Annotated in this window: 21 protein-coding genes; 8 read left to right on the top strand and 13 right to left on the bottom strand. The window is 62.2% G+C overall.

Going from position 1 to position 16,265, the window contains the following annotated elements; all coding sequences use genetic code 11:
* Nucleotides 1-218 precede the first annotated feature (218 nt).
* On the bottom strand, nt 219-998 hold the full coding sequence (locus E4O92_RS06560; protein ID WP_167759715.1) for a hypothetical protein: 780 nt from the start codon (nt 996-998) through the stop codon (nt 219-221).
* A 2-nt stretch (nt 999-1,000) separates the two neighbouring features.
* Entirely contained in the window at nt 1,001-1,918 is a 918-nt protein-coding gene (locus E4O92_RS06555; RefSeq protein WP_135188948.1) for a hypothetical protein, read from the bottom strand.
* A gap of 120 nt (nt 1,919-2,038) precedes the next feature.
* On the opposite strand from E4O92_RS06555, the gene E4O92_RS25310 reads away from it, so the two are divergent.
* The 3 genes from E4O92_RS25310 to E4O92_RS06545 all read left to right on the top strand — a co-directional run bounded on the left by E4O92_RS25310 (nt 2,039) and on the right by E4O92_RS06545 (nt 3,350).
* Entirely contained in the window at nt 2,039-2,170 is a 132-nt protein-coding gene (locus tag E4O92_RS25310; RefSeq protein WP_267873780.1) for a hypothetical protein, read from the top strand.
* Between the two features lie 50 nt (nt 2,171-2,220).
* Complete coding sequence (locus E4O92_RS06550) at nt 2,221-2,409, top strand: oxidoreductase-like domain-containing protein (RefSeq protein WP_135188947.1); 189 nt, start codon at nt 2,221-2,223, stop codon at nt 2,407-2,409.
* A 353-nt stretch (nt 2,410-2,762) separates the two neighbouring features.
* Nucleotides 2,763-3,350, top strand: coding sequence for a CHRD domain-containing protein (locus tag E4O92_RS06545; protein WP_135188946.1), 588 nt, complete (start codon nt 2,763-2,765; stop codon nt 3,348-3,350).
* Here the strand turns inward: E4O92_RS06545 and gluQRS are convergent.
* Nucleotides 3,347-4,237 (bottom strand): tRNA glutamyl-Q(34) synthetase GluQRS, encoded by an 891-nt coding sequence (gluQRS, locus tag E4O92_RS06540; RefSeq protein ID WP_229483098.1) that lies wholly within the window; start codon nt 4,235-4,237, stop codon nt 3,347-3,349. The genes E4O92_RS06545 and gluQRS overlap by 4 nt on opposite strands.
* Before the next feature lie 178 nt (nt 4,238-4,415).
* Here gluQRS and E4O92_RS06535 point away from each other — a divergent pair, with 178 nt between their 5' ends.
* From E4O92_RS06535 to E4O92_RS06525, 3 genes are all read left to right on the top strand, one after another.
* Entirely contained in the window at nt 4,416-4,601 is a 186-nt protein-coding gene (locus tag E4O92_RS06535; RefSeq protein WP_135188944.1) for a hypothetical protein, read from the top strand.
* A 70-nt stretch (nt 4,602-4,671) separates the two neighbouring features.
* Nucleotides 4,672-5,673 (top strand): thiaminase II/PqqC family protein, encoded by a 1,002-nt coding sequence (locus E4O92_RS06530; protein WP_135188943.1) that lies wholly within the window; start codon nt 4,672-4,674, stop codon nt 5,671-5,673.
* Nucleotides 5,670-6,677, top strand: a complete 1,008-nt coding sequence (locus E4O92_RS06525; protein ID WP_135188942.1) for an iron-containing redox enzyme family protein — start codon at nt 5,670-5,672, stop codon at nt 6,675-6,677. Before E4O92_RS06530 ends, E4O92_RS06525 begins: the two co-directional genes overlap by 4 nt.
* A gap of 248 nt (nt 6,678-6,925) precedes the next feature.
* On the opposite strand, the gene E4O92_RS06520 is transcribed toward E4O92_RS06525, so the two are convergent.
* Both E4O92_RS06520 and E4O92_RS06515 read right to left on the bottom strand, forming a co-directional pair.
* A complete protein-coding gene (locus E4O92_RS06520) occupies nt 6,926-7,420 on the bottom strand; it encodes a nuclear transport factor 2 family protein (RefSeq protein WP_229483096.1) in 495 nt (164 codons plus the stop codon).
* Complete coding sequence (locus E4O92_RS06515; RefSeq protein WP_135188941.1) at nt 7,420-8,448, bottom strand: proline iminopeptidase-family hydrolase; 1,029 nt, start codon at nt 8,446-8,448, stop codon at nt 7,420-7,422. Before E4O92_RS06515 ends, E4O92_RS06520 begins: the two co-directional genes overlap by 1 nt.
* A gap of 125 nt (nt 8,449-8,573) precedes the next feature.
* On the opposite strand from E4O92_RS06515, the gene E4O92_RS06510 reads away from it, so the two are divergent.
* The gene (locus tag E4O92_RS06510) at nt 8,574-8,939 is read left to right on the top strand and encodes a hypothetical protein (RefSeq protein ID WP_167759714.1); all 366 of its coding nucleotides are present in this window, start codon (nt 8,574-8,576) and stop codon (nt 8,937-8,939) included.
* A 19-nt stretch (nt 8,940-8,958) separates the two neighbouring features.
* On the opposite strand, the gene E4O92_RS06505 is transcribed toward E4O92_RS06510, so the two are convergent.
* Nucleotides 8,959-9,330 carry a hypothetical protein gene (locus tag E4O92_RS06505; RefSeq protein WP_135188939.1) on the bottom strand — a complete coding sequence of 124 codons (372 nt, stop codon included), beginning with the start codon at nt 9,328-9,330 and terminating at the stop codon, nt 8,959-8,961.
* 80 nt (nt 9,331-9,410) lie between these two features.
* Nucleotides 9,411-10,358 (bottom strand): hypothetical protein, encoded by a 948-nt coding sequence (locus E4O92_RS06500; RefSeq protein ID WP_135188938.1) that lies wholly within the window; start codon nt 10,356-10,358, stop codon nt 9,411-9,413.
* Nucleotides 10,359-10,468: 110 nt separating this feature from the next.
* Here E4O92_RS06500 and E4O92_RS06495 point away from each other — a divergent pair, with 110 nt between their 5' ends.
* A complete protein-coding gene (locus E4O92_RS06495) occupies nt 10,469-10,714 on the top strand; it encodes a DUF3297 family protein (RefSeq protein WP_135188937.1) in 246 nt (81 codons plus the stop codon).
* A 272-nt stretch (nt 10,715-10,986) separates the two neighbouring features.
* On the opposite strand, the gene gltA is transcribed toward E4O92_RS06495, so the two are convergent.
* The 6 genes from gltA to sdhC form a co-directional block, all read right to left on the bottom strand.
* Nucleotides 10,987-12,288 carry a citrate synthase gene (gene gltA / locus E4O92_RS06490; RefSeq protein WP_135188936.1) on the bottom strand — a complete coding sequence of 434 codons (1,302 nt, stop codon included), beginning with the start codon at nt 12,286-12,288 and terminating at the stop codon, nt 10,987-10,989.
* A 51-nt stretch (nt 12,289-12,339) separates the two neighbouring features.
* The gene (locus E4O92_RS06485; RefSeq protein WP_135188935.1) at nt 12,340-12,606 is read right to left on the bottom strand and encodes an FAD assembly factor SdhE; all 267 of its coding nucleotides are present in this window, start codon (nt 12,604-12,606) and stop codon (nt 12,340-12,342) included.
* A 235-nt stretch (nt 12,607-12,841) separates the two neighbouring features.
* Nucleotides 12,842-13,552, bottom strand: a complete 711-nt coding sequence (locus E4O92_RS06480; RefSeq protein WP_135188934.1) for a succinate dehydrogenase iron-sulfur subunit — start codon at nt 13,550-13,552, stop codon at nt 12,842-12,844.
* A gap of 53 nt (nt 13,553-13,605) precedes the next feature.
* Nucleotides 13,606-15,384 (bottom strand): succinate dehydrogenase flavoprotein subunit, encoded by a 1,779-nt coding sequence (gene sdhA / locus E4O92_RS06475; RefSeq protein ID WP_135188933.1) that lies wholly within the window; start codon nt 15,382-15,384, stop codon nt 13,606-13,608.
* 2 nt (nt 15,385-15,386) lie between these two features.
* Nucleotides 15,387-15,758 carry a succinate dehydrogenase, hydrophobic membrane anchor protein gene (gene sdhD / locus E4O92_RS06470; RefSeq protein WP_135188932.1) on the bottom strand — a complete coding sequence of 124 codons (372 nt, stop codon included), beginning with the start codon at nt 15,756-15,758 and terminating at the stop codon, nt 15,387-15,389.
* Nucleotides 15,759-15,760: 2 nt separating this feature from the next.
* Complete coding sequence (gene sdhC / locus E4O92_RS06465) at nt 15,761-16,186, bottom strand: succinate dehydrogenase, cytochrome b556 subunit (protein ID WP_206076826.1); 426 nt, start codon at nt 16,184-16,186, stop codon at nt 15,761-15,763.
* Nucleotides 16,187-16,265 lie beyond the last annotated feature (79 nt).

Here is a 16,265-nt window from a genome sequence, read left to right as displayed (position 1 = left end):
AAGGCGAAACGATGGAAGGCGTATGCGAGCGCGAGGATGGAAAGATGGTGTTCCAGCTGCGCCGCTACGACCTGGACGACTGACCTTCAGGCGCCGCCTCGACCTGTGGGCCGGGATCGCGTATCCTGCGCCCATGTCGACATCTGCCTCGCCCGCGCCATCCGATCCCCGCCCCCAGCCGCCAGCATACGGCATTCGCGATGTCGAATACGAGCTACTCAAGTTGAGCCTGGCTCGGCTGCAGAGGGTATTCCTTGCTGTCCGGGACGATCGTCTGATAGTGAATCAATGAACTTGAGCACACTGGCCTGAATGCCTCGCCAGTTTGGCAAGTGCCGCCTGAAATAGCTCACTTGTATCACTGACTTCGGCAATCTCGGCGAAAAGAACGTATGTTCACACATGGGGTTTTTGACCAACTCCCCCTTACGTCGCAGTTGTGCAGCTTCAGGCGATTCCGGGTCGGGCACACTGTCGGGCGTGCAGTTGATGAGTGCCTGATCAGGCCCCGGGCCGAGATTCAAATACACATCGTTATGCACAAAGGCCGAGCGAGCGCCAGGTTCCAACACATAACGCTGCAACCCGAAACGCTGGCCTTCCTTGCTGCGGCTCTCCAGCCAGTCCTTGGCGTAACTGGCCAATAATTCCCGGCGTTCGGCTTCTGAATTCACCCCGGCGGGGCCAATCAGTATCGATATCTCGTCGCGATAACGATCGAATACCGGCGAGTTATCTTCCGGATCCACGAATGGCGCTAAGGTAGGCAGCACCGCTTCTATCCGCAAAGCATCGGTCCCGTGACCGTCCTGGTAGAGCCCGCGCTCCCGGGGCGGAATGTAAGCGATCGGAAGGAAAATGCGCTGTCCGTTCAGCCAGATAACGATGCGCTTCTCCTCTACCCGCGGGGCCTTGGTACTCCCCGGGTGGACCAGGTGCACGGCGACGGCAAGAAGGGAGCCGGTAACAAGCGTCCAGAAAACGATTTTCTGCATCAAGATCACCTGCTTTCAATCGTTCGGGATTGATCCGATGGCGTCACTGGATGTTCTTTAAGAAATTTTTGTCGTTCGAGGCGAAACGCTCGCGCACGGTCCAGCTCCGCCTTCCGGCGAGGGTTGGCGATACGTTCTTGCCCAAGCGGCACATTGAACCTGTACCACTGGCCGCCGGCGTAATACCAATCGCCAATCTTGTCTGGATTGCTAAATTCTTGCCATGGATTGTCTCCATAAGCAAGCGTCGCATTCGAAACGACAAAAAACCATTCAGCATGATCCGTCCAATCTGTTGAGCTTGCTCCTTTATTGTCAGCCCACACCGAACCACCAACTTGCCGAAAGAAATTTATATCCATCATAATCGTCCAGATTGCTTCGGCCTCTTGGTAGTCTCCACTCTTGATGTAAGGGGCAAGCGGAACGTAAGCGGTCCACGCCTTCTCATCAAGACCGAACTGACGGAAGGTCGCAGCATGGTATTCGTAGATATATTGGACAGGCAGGTTGAGAACGTAATCCTGCGTATCGGGCCGGGTGGCAAAACCTTTGCGATACTGAAAATCCTTCCTCATGAGCTCTATGCCAAGGTCATTCCATTGCCTCTCGTCGAGCGTGACGCCGAGTTTTTCGGCGCGGTGAGCCGCGTAGAAGTTTGCAACGAAGCCATTGAGCGAATCATTACGAACCACGCCTAATGCCAATTGGGCGTATGCGACGCCCTGAGCAGCAAGATAGTTCCAGTAGCGTTCACGATTACCCTGGAATGCGTACTGACTTAGAATGCGCAGATGCAACTCGCTTGCACGAGCCAGTGCCGACGGGGTGAGCTTAACCCGCTCCCCGAAAGCACAGATGGGCCCAGCGGGCCGGGAATTGAGTCGCCCACGATTCGTATCGCTACCAAACGGGCCGCGCATTTGACCTCCGCAAAAGGGAAATTCGAATTTGCTGGCCGAACTGTATGTGATTCCATGTGTACCCGCCATAACGAAGGAGCAGCCATTTGCGGTTGCTCATGAGCTCGCTAAGGCTGCAGCATGCGCAGTAGCAAGAAAATGCGCGAGGAAATCAACGGCATCCTTAAGAAAGGCGAAACGATGGAAGGCGTATGCGAGCGCGAGGATGGAAAGATGGTGTTCCAACTGCACCGCTACGACCTGGACGACTGACCTTCAGGCGCCGCCTCGACCTGTGGGCCGGGATCGCGTATCCTGCGCCCATGTCGACATCTGCCACGCCCACGCCATCCGATCCCCGCCCCCAGCCGCCAGCCGAGCCGGCGCCGGAGGACTGCTGCCGCAGCGGCTGCATGCCATGCGTGTTCGACCTCTACTCGGAAGCACTGGAACGCTACGAGCAGGCGCTGGCCGGGTGGCTTGCGCGCCATCTCGACGCGCATTCCACATGACTGCCCAGGCAGAAACGTAGGGGGCGCACGGCCGGCGGGGACCTGTGCGCACGCGGTTCGCAATCGCAGCATCTGGCGCAGCAGACGCAAACTCTGCTCAACCGTACAGCGTGCGCGACAGCGCATCCTACGCCTTTTGCAACTGCTGCAGGACAAGCAAGCGGCAACGCGAATCGCCAAGTCCGCCACGCCCAGCCGGCGATTTGTGCCAAACAATCAAGAACAACTCCGCACAACTGTCGTGTTTTTGCCCAGCCGTACGGTGTGCGCCTCACCTCGGCCCAAGTGCTACTTTTTTGGGCAGCGCTTGTATCTGGTGGCGCTTGCGGAGTCATTTTCAACAGGAGGTATCCATGAAACATGTTCTTTCAGTTCTCGCGATTGCGGCATCGAGCCTGGCGGCCGTGTCGACGGCGCATGCGCAGCAAAGCGAGCCGCTGCGTGCTGTTCAAGTGGGTGCGCTCGAATCGCCGCCGAATTCCTCGGCCGCCTACGGCTTGACGGCACTCGACTTCGCGGGGGACATCCTGCAGGTTGACTCGAATTTCAAGTACCTGGAAAGTCCGTCACTGGCCAGCCATATCCACTGCTGCACCAGCACTCCCTTCACCGGCGATGCGGGGATCGCGGTCCCCTTCACTCACACTCCCGTCGGCGTCCAGTCCGGCTCGTTCACCCAGGCGATCGACCTGACCAAGGATGCCTCGTTCACGCCGGCCTTCCTTGACAGTAATGGTGGAACGGCCGAGTCCGCCCAGGCAGCGCTGATGGCTGGCATCAATGCGCACGAAGCCTATGTGAACGTTCACTCGGACAAGTTCCCCGAGGGCGAAATCCGCGGCTTTATCGTGGCGGCGCCGGTTCCGGAGCCGGCAAGCTGGGCGATGCTGGGTCTGGGACTGGCCGGGCTCGGCTTCGTGGCGCGCAAGCGCAAGGTCTAGGCGTTACGCTGCGCGAGCAGGAGGCGCCATGCTGGAATAGCAACTTGCCAGAAGCCAGCAAGTGAATCGGGGCGTTCCAGCATCAGGCCGAGGAAGCGCGATGCCGCCAGCAGCGCGTCGATCGCGCCAGCCTCGTCGCCGGGCTGCACGGCCAGCGCGCCGGTCTGCTTGGAGAGTTTTTCGCCGTCGGCGTTGCGCACCACAGGCACGTGCAGGTAGCGCGGCGTAGGCAGTCCGAGCAGGCGCTGCAGGTAGATCTGGCGCGGCGTCGAATCGAGCAGGTCGGCGCCGCGCACGATGTCGGTGACGCCCTGTTCGGCGTCATCGACCACCACCGCCAGCTGGTAGGCCCAGTAGCCGTCGGCGCGCTTGAGGACGAAGTCACCCGACTCGGTGGCCAGGCGCTGGCTCACACGGCCGGCAAAACGATCGTCAAAGCTGATGGTGTCTGTGCCCTGCTCAGGTACGCGTAGCCGCAGGCTGCGCGTGCTGCGTCCCGGCGCCAGGCCGGCGCGGCAGGTGCCGGGATAGATCGCCGCGCCATCGGGTGCAATGCCCAGACGCGAATCGGCGATCTCGCGGCGATTGCAGCCGCACGGGTAGGCGTGCGCGGCCAGGCGGTCGAAGGCGGCCTGGTACAGGTGCTTGCGGCGGCTTTGCCAGACCACTTCGCGGTCAGAGTCCATGCCCAGCCGGTGCAGCTGGGCCAAAATCTCTTGCGCCGCTCCCGGCACCGCGCGGCCTTCATCGATGTCTTCAATGCGCACCAGCCACACTCCGTCGTGGGCGCGGGCATCAAGATAGCTGGCCAGGGCGGCCACCAGCGAGCCGGCGTGCAGCGGACCTGTCGGGGATGGCGCGAAACGGCCGACGTAGGTGTTGCTCAATTGCGTTACTGTTCTCTGGTCAATCGGACACGATAGCACAAACCGGGACTGCATGACCCACCGCCGGCTTGGAGCCCATTACTTCCGATAGGGCGGCTTGCTGCCTTGAAACCACAACCTATACTCAAGGAGCGGCGTCCGCCACCCCATTTGCGGACCGGTCCAGAGGGAGACATCGATGGAGCAAACCAAGACTGCGCCACTGGAAGAGCACGCAGTCGTGATCCATGTGGAAAAGGGCACGGCCCGCCATGCCAGGGTGGTTGAAGCGCAAGCCAATGCGTCACCCAACGAGATCACCGTGAACATCAGCAAAAGGCACAAGCTGCCGGCCATTCCTGTACTGGGGGTGGTGATCAACTAGCCGCTTCAGGCCGTGGGAACGCCGCAAGCGCGACGCTTGCGGGGCTTTGCCAAACTCAGCGGGAGTCCGGATGCTGCAACCCTGTCCATGCCTGCGCCCCGACGCGCAGCTGAGAATCGCGAACCATGGCGTCGAGATCGAACTGACTGATGCCGTGTTCTCGGTCTCGGGCCTGCCCGAGGTGCCCTTGCTGCAAGCGATCATGTCGATGAACGGCCTGCTCGACGTGGCCGCCATCGCGCGCCAGAGCGGCTTGTCGCCGCACGCGGTGCAAATCGTCGTGCGCCGGCTCGAGCAAGTCGAGCTGCTCGGTTACGTGTCGCCGATGACGGGGGATGCCTTCTCGCCGGACTCCTTCAACACCCTGTGCGCGTCGCTCTACCGCCAGTGGAAGGCACGGCTGTTCGCGCATCCGCTGTGGACCGGGATGGCGCAGGGCTCGCTCCCGCGCTCGGTGTTCATCGGCTGGGTGGTCGAATCGTGGTGGTTCGTCACCGGCATCCAGGAGCGGCTGCCGATGGCTATCGCGTGCTGCGAGGACCCGACGCTGCGCGCGATGTTCGCGCGCCACTTTGCACAGGAGTGGGACCATTTCCGCTACTTCGAGCGGGCGCTCGATGAGCTGGAGGTGACGCTTGAAGAGCGCAAGCGATCGCTGCCGCTGCCGGCCACGCGCGCCCTGCTGCACTTGATGCGTGCGGCGGCGCGCGTCGATCCCCTGCGCTATGCCGTCTGTTCCGGCTTCCTGGAATCGACCAGTAGCGACCGTGCCGACGCGCGCGCCTTTTTCGACCGGGTGGCGATCCGCTACGGAGGCGCCGACCAGGCCTGTGTGCGGCCGATGGCCGAGCACCTGGCACTGGACGAGGAATACGGTCACGAGGGCGTGGTGCGCAGGGTAACGCGTGCGGTCGGCCCGATCGAGCGTGCGCGCGCCTGTTCCGCGCTGCGGGATGCGTTCGCCCTGGTCGAAACGCTCGAAATGTGGTCGACCGACATCCTGCGCCACTATCAGTCGTCCGCCGCCTTTCCGCTGTGCGCGCAGCGCAGCTATCGAGGAGTGCGCAAATGAACACGCTCGCACACCGCCGCCTGCTGCTCTCCCCCGGCTGCCGCCTGCTGCGCACCAGGGGCTGCCTGACGGTCGCCGCCCGCGACGAGGAGATCAGTCTTACGACCGCGGACCCGGACGCTTTCGAACGCGCGCTGCTGGCGCTCGATGGCCAGGCCGCTGCATGCGCGAATGAACAGGCAGGCGTGCCGGCCGCGGTACTCGAACCGGTTCTGGCCACGCTGCTGGAGGCCGACCTGCTGCTCGACCTGGACCGCGCCAGCGAGGCGCCCGACCCCGAGGCGATGGCCGGGGCACTGCGCGCCAGCGCACGCTTCTGGGCACGCCCGATCTTCGAACAACCGTTTTGGGAAGACCTGCTCGCCGGGCGCCTGTCGCGCGCGCAGGTGCTCGGCTGGGGCACCGAGTTCTATCATTTTGTCGACGCCGCCAATCGCTACATGCCGCTCGGGGTCGCGCACTGCCGCCAGGCGCACGCGCTGCACGGCGCGCTCAGCCGGCAGTACGTGGAAGAGATGCGGCACGCGGCGATCTTCCTCGACGGCCTGGTCGAGTGCGGCCTGGAGCGCGCCGCGCTGACGGCGGCACCGCCGCTGCCGCAGACCCTGGCGCTGATCAACCAGTTGGCCGAACTGGCCTACGAGGGCGAACTGGCCTACACCGCGTCGTTCGCCATCATGCAGCCCGGGCTTACGCCGCCTTCGGAAACCGATCTCGATCGGTTCTACGAGCGGCTCACCGAGCAGTATCCGTATGCGGCCAGCCTGTTTCGCGCGTTCCGCCGGCATGCCGCGCTCGACCATGATTTGCGCCACGAAGACACCTTGTTCTACCGCCTGTGCCGAGACTCGGGCGGCCTGGAGCCGCGCCAATGCCGCCGGGCGGAAGCGGTGATGCAAACGGTGGCCGAGTCGTTCATCCTGTTCTTCGAAGGCATCCGCGATGCCTATCCTGGGGACGCGTTTGCGCCGCGCCGGCCCTTGCATCTCGAAGGTCTGGCGTAAATGTTATTGGCGGGCCGGCACCGAAGGGCTGGGTGCTGCAACAGATGCAGGGGCGGAGCTTGGCGAGGCTTGCGCGGAAGGTGCTGCCGTTGGGGCGCGCGCCGTAGGGTGCGCACCTGTGCGCACGCGGTACGTGTGTGTACCGGAGCCAACGGCATTCAACTGTTCCGCGTGCGCACTGGTGCGCACCCTACGCCTTAGGTAAGCACGGTTCCACACTTAATGGGGACATAGCTTTTTGAAACGTCTTACCTGCCTGCCGGCGCGGACTGGGCCTGCTTGATAAGCGTGACCACTTGCCCATTCACCTCGTTCGGCACCGCCATCGACAGCTGGTAATGCACGATCTCGAAGCCATGCGCGGTTTTGCGGATCACCCCGCTTGCCATGCACGGCCCCATGTTCGGCGTATCGAGGATTTCATCGAACCAGATGAACGAGCGGTCCGGCGAAAAATAGACGTTGCGCCGTGTCGCCTTGAACGACCACGCCGCCTTGCGCTCGAAAAAGCGCTTGGCCCAGGCCTTGAATTCGTCCCGGTGCCAGAGCTCGTTCTTGTCGGTGCCGATATAGACGCCGTCTTGCGCGATCTTGTCGAAATACGCCATCCGCGCATGGGCGGCATCGTCATGCCACTCGTCCATAAAGGCGTTGACCTGGCGCGTCAACGCCGCGTCCTGCTGGGCATGCGCGGCGACGCTGGCAAGCAGCAGCCAGCAGGCGATCAAGAGACGCTTAATCATCAGAACTTCCCGCTGTCGACGTCGTTCAAGAAGCGGATCAGGCCGTCGAAGTAGACCTTCTGGTCGTCATACAAGGCCATGTGTCCGCCGTTCGGGCAGTACAGGTAGCGGCCGCGCTTCACCTTTTCCGCGACCATTTTCATGTGCGCCGGATCCATGGTGTCGTGGCGCGCGCCGATCAACAGCGTCGGCACGGTGATCTTCGGCAGGTCGGCCACGCGGTCCCAGAACTCGAGCTTGGTATTACGCGAGCCCAGCTCGCTCGGTCCCTGCATCGGGATGTAGACCTTCGGGTTCAGGCGCTTGAACGCGCGCCCGACCGGTTCCGGCCATTGGTCGGGTGGCAGGCGCAGGATGTGGTGCACGTAGAAGTTCGGCATCAGCAGTTCCATGTAGCGCGGATCCTCGTATTTCTCCTCCTTTTCGAGCTGCCTGATCTCGGCCAGCGCCTTGGGGTCCATCTGCGGCTGCAGGACCTTTTCGGCATACTGGTTATAGGCCGGAACGCTCATCATCATGTTGGAGATCACCAGCCCCTTCAGGTTCTGGCCATACTTGAGCGCATATTCCGCAGCCAGCAGACCGCCCCAGGAGTGGCCATACAGGTAGAAGTTCTTGCGGTCCAGACCGAGTGCCTTGCGCACCTGCTCCACTTCTTCCACGAAGCGCGGCAGGTCGACCAGCGACGGTTCGTCCGGCTGGTCGCTGTATGCCGAACCGAGCTGATCGTAGTAGTAGTACTCGATGCTGGCACCGGGGAAGTAGCTGTCGAAGGCTTCCAGGTATTCGTGCGTGGCGCCCGGGCCGCCGTGCAGCAACAGCACCTTGATGGTCGGGTTGTTGCCGATGCGCTTGGTCCAGACATTGAAGGTGCCCTTGGGCGTGGTGATCGGGATCATGCGCACGCCACCGCTAAGCACGTCGCTGCGGCCGGTGTTATCAAAGTAGTTCTTGGCGGGGGCGGCCGCACTGAATGGGCTGGCGGCGAACATCGCCAGCGCTGCGGCAAGTGCTACGAAAGATTTCATCAAGGCCTCGCGTGCTGTCAAAAGAGAAATCTATTGTAGCGGCAATATGTAACGAGATGTTCAAAATGGCAACGGTTCTCGTTGTTCGTGTACATTTGCAAATACGCTAGGCCACCGGAGTCCCGATGAGATTCAGCATGACCGCGTTGTTGGTCGCCCTGCCCTTTGCCACTGCACTCGCCGCTCCGACGGAAGCGCCGGCCGCGAGCGATGGCGGGCTGCGCGCGAAGATCACCGACAAGGCGATCGCGCAAGCGGTACGGGAGACACTTGCCGATACCGTTGAGAACCCGCGCCGGCATGAAGCGGACGTGTTAAAGGTCGACAAGTGGCAGAAGTTCTCGCAAGATTTTGAAGAAGCGAAGGTGCCGGACTGCCTGCACCCGGACGGCCTGAAGCGGCAGCCGCCCGTTATCGGGTTCATCTCCTTCCAAGGACTGTATGCGATCCCGTTTGTGGTGCTGGCAAAGGCCAGGGGCAAATGCTTGTAGCGGTTGGCGAACCGCTCGGCTAAGACTTTTCGAGCGTAAATTCGGACCCAGTGGCGCAGATTCTGCCAAAGCCTAGTTCCTGCATCAGCGCTGGCGTTACCGATTCAGGTGCGCAGCCGAAAATCCGTACTTGCTGGTACCCCCCAGTGAGGCTTCCCGCTCCGTGATGTTCGTCAATGTCGTAGAGCGCACGCACACAAGTGTCGTTGGCATCCTCCTTGGCGGGCGAAAGCGTCGTGATGTCAGCGGTGATTCCGAGTTTGGCGCGGGCCTGTTCCACCGCACGTTTGTTCTGTTCGCTGGCGACGATCCAAACAGGCATATCTTTTGCCAAATCAAAGACACGCGTGCCGAACTGCGGATCCAGAATCAATGCGATTGACGAAGTCATTCGAACCTCCAGTATCTGGCCCCTCGCTCTTGGGCCTAGGGTTTAGACGCGTCCTTGGCACCTTGATTAGCGCAGGCGGATCAATTTTTGAGCTTGCTCACGGCCTTGTTGCCGATCGCGCTGACAGCAAACGGGATCAGGAACGGATACAGGCCCCAAATGATCCTGCCGTCGATCCGCACGCTTGCCGCAGCGTACAAACCCGGCAGCGCCATCAGCAAGATCAGGCTCGCCAGCGGCCGCACCTGTGCGGGGGCGCGGCGCCAGCCTGCAATAGCCAGCGGCACCACCAATCCGGCGCAGCCTGCAAGCGAAAGCAAGGACGGGACATCCCCCAGCGCATGGCGCACGGTCCACATGTTCGGCACCCAGGTGTAGGACGGCAAGCCCGGAATCAGCCACCAGCGCACCGCCACCAGCCAGCCGGCCGCGATTGCCAGCGCGGCCAGGCCGTGAACGAGCGCGATCCGGCGCGCGGCGATGAGCCAGACGAGCAACAGGATGTTTTCCTCGCGCACGGCCGTGCCCATGACTGCGGCCAGCGCCGCCAGCCAGGGCTGCCCGGACAGCACAGCGAGCACGAACGCGCTGCGCGCACAAACCGAACCGGGATCGACCAGCAGGTAAGGCGCATACCAGAAAGTCGGCAGCGAAACCAACATGATCAGCCCGGCGAAAAGCGCTTGCCGTTCGCCCAAGCAGACTCGCCGCCCAGCAGCTACGGCCATGCATGCGCTTGCCGTGACCAGCGCCCAGTTTAGTCCGGCAAATGCGTGACGCAGGTCGCCCGGCAGCTTTGACGCGACGGCGGGCACCAGCAAGCGGTAGGGAAATGGGGCGCGCAGCTCGGAGGCCGGGATTTCTCCGCGCAGGTAACGCGCGGCGTTGAAGTAAGCCAGTGAGTCCTCGACGGTTCCGCCCCAACGCCATGTCATCAGAAGGAACGCCACGGCGCCGAAGCCGAGGACCAGGAACCACCAACGCACCGGCTGCGCTGGGTATGCATACTGCAGGTTGGAAGTCGACACAAACGATTAGCGAAGCAAATAAACGCGCGAGCATATCCGACAATTGCCTAAGCAGCAAGACGCACCGCCCCGCGCTCGCTTCGTTTGAAAGAATCGTGGATAATTGCTACATGAACGACACTACCAAACCTACCCTGCCCGACCGCCTGTCCATCGATCCGCGCAGCCCGCATCACGTGGCGGACGTGTTCAAGCACGAGGTCGGCATCAAATTCAACGATAAAGAACGCTTCGATGTCGAGGAGTACTGCCTGAGCGAAGGCTGGATCAAGGTCGCCGCCGGCAAGGTCCTGGACCGCAAAGGCAAGCCGATGCTCATCAAGCTCAAAGGCAAAGTCGAAGTTTTCTATCGCTGATTTCCCAACCTCCTCTTAACGACAACGGCTGCCCGAGTGATCGGTCAGCCGTTTTTATTGGCGCTGGGGGGTTCGTAGGGTGCGCACCCGTGCGCAAGCGGTACCTATGTGTGATGTTGGCTCATCTATCCGCACGTACTCTGCGCATGCGTTCGTGGGCATACAGGAGCCAATGGCCAGCAAACGTACCGCGTGCGCACGGGTGCGCACACTGATTCACACAAACAAAAAAGCGAGCCTCGGCTCGCTTTTCTGTTAATGCCTAAGACCGATCAGCGCTTGTCGATCGACGGCACGTCGCGGCGCGGGGCGCCGATGTACAGCTGGCGCGGACGGCCGATCTTCTGCTCCGGATCGGCGATCATCTCGTTCCACTGGGCGATCCAGCCGATGGTGCGGGCCATCGCGAAGATACCGGTGAACAGCGAAACCGGGATGCCCAGGGCCGACTGCACGATGCCCGAGTAGAAGTCGACGTTCGGGTACAGCTTGCGCGATACGAAGTAGTCGTCTTCCAGCGCGATCTTTTCCAGCTGCATCGCCAGCGCGAACAGCGGGTCGTTCTGCAGGCCCAGTTCGTTGAGCACTTCGTAGCAGGTTTCGCGCATCAGCTTGGCGCGCGGGTCGAAGTTCTTGTACACGCGGTGACCGAAGCCCATCAGCTTCACGCCCGAGTTCTTGTCCTTGACCTTGGCGATGAAGTCCGGGATGTTCTCCGGCGTGCCGATTTCCTTGAGCATGTTCAGCGCGGCTTCGTTCGCGCCGCCGTGGGCCGGACCCCACAGGCAGGCGATGCCGGCAGCGATACAGGCGAACGGGTTGGCGCCCGACGAACCGGCCAGGCGGACGGTCGAGGTCGACGCGTTCTGCTCGTGGTCGGCGTGCAGGATCAGGATGCGGTCCAGCGCGCGCACCAGCACGTCGTTGACCTTGTACTCTTCGCACGGATTGCCGAACATCATGCGCATGAAGTTGGCGCTGTACGACAGGTCGTTGCGCGGGTACACGAACGGCTGGCCGATCGAGTATTTGTAGGCCATCGCGACCAGGGTCGGCATCTTGGCGATCAGGCGGATCGCGGAGATTTCGCGCTGGGCCGGGTCGTTGATGTCCAGCGAGTCGTGGTAGAACGAGGCCAGCGCGCCGACCGTGCCCACCAGCACCGACATCGGGTGCGCGTCACGGCGGAAGCCGCGGAAGAAGAATTGCATCTGCTCGTGCACCATCGTGTGACGGGTCACGGTGTTGGTGAACGTGTCTTTTTGCTGCTTGTTCGGCAGTTCGCCATTGAGCAGCAGGTAGCAGGTTTCGAGGAAGTCGCACTGGACCGCCAGTTGCTCGATCGGGTAGCCGCGGTACAGCAGTTCGCCCTTGTCGCCATCGATGTAGGTGATGGCCGACTGGCACGACGCGGTGGACATGAAGCCCGGGTCGTAGGTGAACTTGCCGGACTGGCCGTACAGCTTGCGGATGTCGAGGACGTCCGGGCCGATCGTGCCCTTGTAGATCGGGAAGTCAACAGGCTGGCTGCCATCCGAGAACGACAAGGTGGCTTTGGTATCAGAGATATTCATGGCACTTCCTTCTTGGGAGGTGAAAAATAAAAAACGAAACCCTTGTTTCGCTTACGCTTCCCGCAGGCGCACCAGCAGGGCGCGCACATGCGGCAGGTCGACCTCGCCTTCGGGCTCGGCGCGACCGAGCAGCAGGTCCATGAGCGGGTTGTCCGCCAGGTCGAGCAATCGGGTCAGCGCATCGACGTCCTCGTCCGTCAATTCTTCTTCATGCGCATCCAAAAAGCGCGTGAGGATCAAGTCGTTTTCGAGCAGGCCGCGACGGGCGCGCCAGCGAAGGCGGGCACGGTTGGCGGGGTCGGATTGATGCGTTGTCACACTAGAGTCCGTTGTTAGGTCAACACTATACCTCGGCTGCCGAACTTCGGCAGTACGGTATTTTTACTGTATTTATGGCCAGGTGCCGGCGCGCACTGCTGCGCCGCACCCGCGAAAGCACGCACCTGCGCCGGGCCGTGCCTGTACTGGCTTATACCGGGCGCGGCGACGCGCACCCGGGTCTCTCGCTCTGCCGGCGGCGCCGCCCTCCCTGGCAAGCGCCGCCCGAACGCGGTTAGATCGCGCGTCGGACCAGCAATTCCTTGATCTTGCCAATCGCCTTGTTCGGGTTCAAACCCTTCGGGCACACGTCCGTGCAGTTCATGATCGAGTGGCAGCGGAACAGGCGGTACGGGTCTTCCAGGTTGTCCAGGCGCTCGTTGGTCGCTTCGTCGCGGCTGTCGGCGATGAAGCGGTAGGCCTGCAGCAGGCCGGCCGGGCCGACGAACTTGTCCGGGTTCCACCAGAACGACGGGCACGAGGTCGAGCAGCATGCGCACAGGATGCACTCGTACAGGCCGTCGAGCTCTTCGCGCTCGTCCGGGTACTGCAGGCGCTCTTTCTCGGGCGGGATCGAGTCGTTGATCAGGTACGGCTTGATCGAGTGGTACTGCTTGAAGAAGTTGGTCATGTCCACGATCAGGTCGCGGATCACCGGCAGGCCCGGCAGCGGACGCAGCACGATCGGCTGGGTCAGCTCGTTCAGGTTGGTGGTGCAGGCCAGGCCGTTCTTGCCGTTGATGTTCATGGCGTCCGAGCCGCACACGCCTTCGCGGCAGGAGCGGCGCAGGGCCAGCGAGTCGTCGACGTCGGCCTTGATGCGCTGCAGGGCGTCCAGCAGCATCTTGTCGGTGTCTTTCAGCTCGACCGTGTAGTCTTGCATGTAGGGCTTCGTATCCTTGTCCGGATCGTAGCGGTAAATCTTCAGGTGGACTGTGCGTGCCATGTTTTACCTATCTTCTCTGGACCGGGGTCCATGCCCCGGCCGCAAAATATTTTTTAGAAAGTACGTGCCTTCGGCTTGAAGGTCTCGACCGTCAGCGGCTTGGTTTGCACCGGCTTGTAGTCCAGGCGGTTGCCTTCCGAGAACCACAGCGTGTGCTTCATCCAGTTCACGTCGTCGCGCTGCTCGTAGTCGCTGTGCGCGTGGGCGCCGCGCGACTCCTTGCGGGCCGCGGCCGAGACGATGGTGGCCTTGGCGGTCTCGATCAGGTTGTCCAGCTCCAGCGCTTCGACGCGCGCGGTGTTGAACACTGCGGACTTGTCCTTGAACGAGACATGCTTGCGGCGCTCGTCGAGCTTCATGATTTCCTTCACGCCGGCCTGCAGCAGTTCGTCGGTACGGAACACGCCGCAGTACTTCTGCATCGTCGCGCGGATGTCGTTGGCCACGTGCTGGACCTTTTCCGAGCCGGTCGAGGTTTCCAGGCGGTTCAGGCGGTCGAGCGCGAAGTCGGCCGCGTCCGCCGGCAGTTTCTTGTCCGCCTTTTCGCTGAGGTGCTGGGCCACGATGTGGTTGCCGGCCGCACGGCCGAACACCACCAGGTCGAGCAGCGAGTTGGTGCCCAGGCGGTTGGCGCCGTGCACCGAGACGCACGAGCATTCGCCGATCGCGTACAGGCCATTGACGACCTTCTGGCCGCCGCTGCCGTCCGGCGCGACAACCTGGCCGTGGATGTTGGTCGGGATGCCGCCCATCTGGTAGTGGATGGTCGGCACGACCGGGATCGGTTCCTTGGTCGCGTCGACGTTGGCGAACTTGTGGCCGATTTCCAGGATCGAAGGCAGGCGCTTGCGAATCGTGTCGGCGCCGATGTGGCGCAGGTCGAGCAGCACGTGGTCCTTGTGCGGGCCCACGCCGCGGCCTTCCTTGATTTCCTGGTCCATCGAGCGCGAGACGAAGTCGCGCGGCGCCAGGTCCTTCAGGGTCGGCGCGTAGCGCTCCATGAAGCGTTCGCCGTTGGCATTGATCAGAATGCCGCCTTCGCCGCGCACGCCTTCGGTGATCAAGACGCCCGCGCCGGCCACGCCGGTCGGGTGGAACTGCCAGAATTCCATGTCCTGCAGCGGCAGGCCGGCGCGCGCCGCCATGCCCATGCCGTCCCCGGTATTGATGAAGGCGTTGGTCGAAGCCGCGAAAATACGGCCGGCGCCGCCGGTGGCGAAGATCGTGGTCTTCGCTTGCAGGTTCATCACCTCGCCGGTTTCCATTTCCAGCGCCACCACGCCCAGCACGTCGCCATCGGCGTCGCGGATCAGATCCAGTGCCATCCACTCGACGAAGAAGCAGGTGCGGGCACGCACGTTGCGCTGGTACAGCGTGTGCAGCAGGGCGTGGCCGGTACGGTCAGCCGCCGCGCAGGCGCGCTGGACCGGCTTTTCGCCGAAGTTGGCGGTGTGGCCGCCGAACGGGCGCTGGTAGATGGTGCCGTCCGGATTGCGGTCGAACGGCATGCCGAAGTGTTCCAGCTCGTAGACAACCTTGGGCGCTTCGCGGCACATGAACTCGATGGCATCCTGGTCGCCCAGGTAGTCGCCGCCCTTGACGGTGTCGAACATGTGCCAGTACCAGTCGTCCTCGCTCATGTTGCCCAGCGAGGCGCCGATGCCGCCTTGCGCTGCGACCGTGTGCGAGCGGGTCGGGAACACTTTCGACAGCACCGCCACGTTCAGGCCGGCTTCGGCCAGTTGCAGCGATGCGCGCATGCCGGAACCGCCGGCGCCAACAATAACCACGTCAAAGTGGCGGGTAGGAATTGCAGTTTTGATTGCTGCCACGATTACACGCTCCAGAGAATTTGTACGGTCCAGGCGGCGCAGGCAATCAGCCACAGCACCGTGGCCATCTGCAGAACCAGACGCAGGCCAACCGGCTTGACGTAGTCCATCCAAATGTCACGCAGGCCAACCCAGACGTGGTAAAACAGGCCAAACAGGGTGACCAGGGAAAACAGCTTGAACCACTGGCGGGCGAACAGCGAGGCCCAGCCTTCGTAGGTGAAGTTCTGTGCGGTCAGGAAGCTGACCAGCAGGACGACGGTGTAGATCACCATCACGATCGCGGTGACGCGCTGCGCCAGCCAGTCCTTGACGCCGTAATGCGCGCCGACGACGAGGCGGCGCGGGCCGATGTTATTCTTGGGGGTTGCCATTATCAAAATACTCCGAACAGTTTGAGGCCAACCAGCACCGTCAGTGCCAGGCTGATGACCAGGACCCAACGCGCGGTTTTCTGGGAAGCGGCCTTGTCCAGGGCCATGTGGTTGTCCATGAACAGGTGGCGGATGCCGGCCGTGAAGTGGTGCAGATAGGCCCAGGACAGGCCCAGCAGGATGATCTTGACAAATACGTTGTCGACCACACCTTTGAAGTGCGCGAACGAAATTTCCGAGCGCAGGCTTTCCTGCAACAGGTACAGGATGAACGGCAGCAGCAGGAACATCCCGAAACCACTGATGCGGTGCAGGATCGAGACAAGCGCCGACGGCGGTTGCTTATAATTCGTAGTAATGTCCGTAATGCTGACGTTACGGATTACCGGCCGCTGCTTCTTTGGAGCCTCTCTCACGGCTTCGGACATACAACACCTCCCTTAAGACTGACAAATTTTTATCGAACCCTTCATTCTCGCCGATTTTGTGGACCGCTCCAAACCCATA

It is taken from the genome of Massilia horti, assembly GCF_004614195.1.
In the GTDB taxonomy this organism is placed as follows: Bacteria; Pseudomonadota; Gammaproteobacteria; order Burkholderiales; family Burkholderiaceae_D; genus Telluria; species Telluria horti.
Note: the sequence above shows the minus strand (reverse complement) of the source record. Positions and strands in the feature narration are given on the sequence as shown.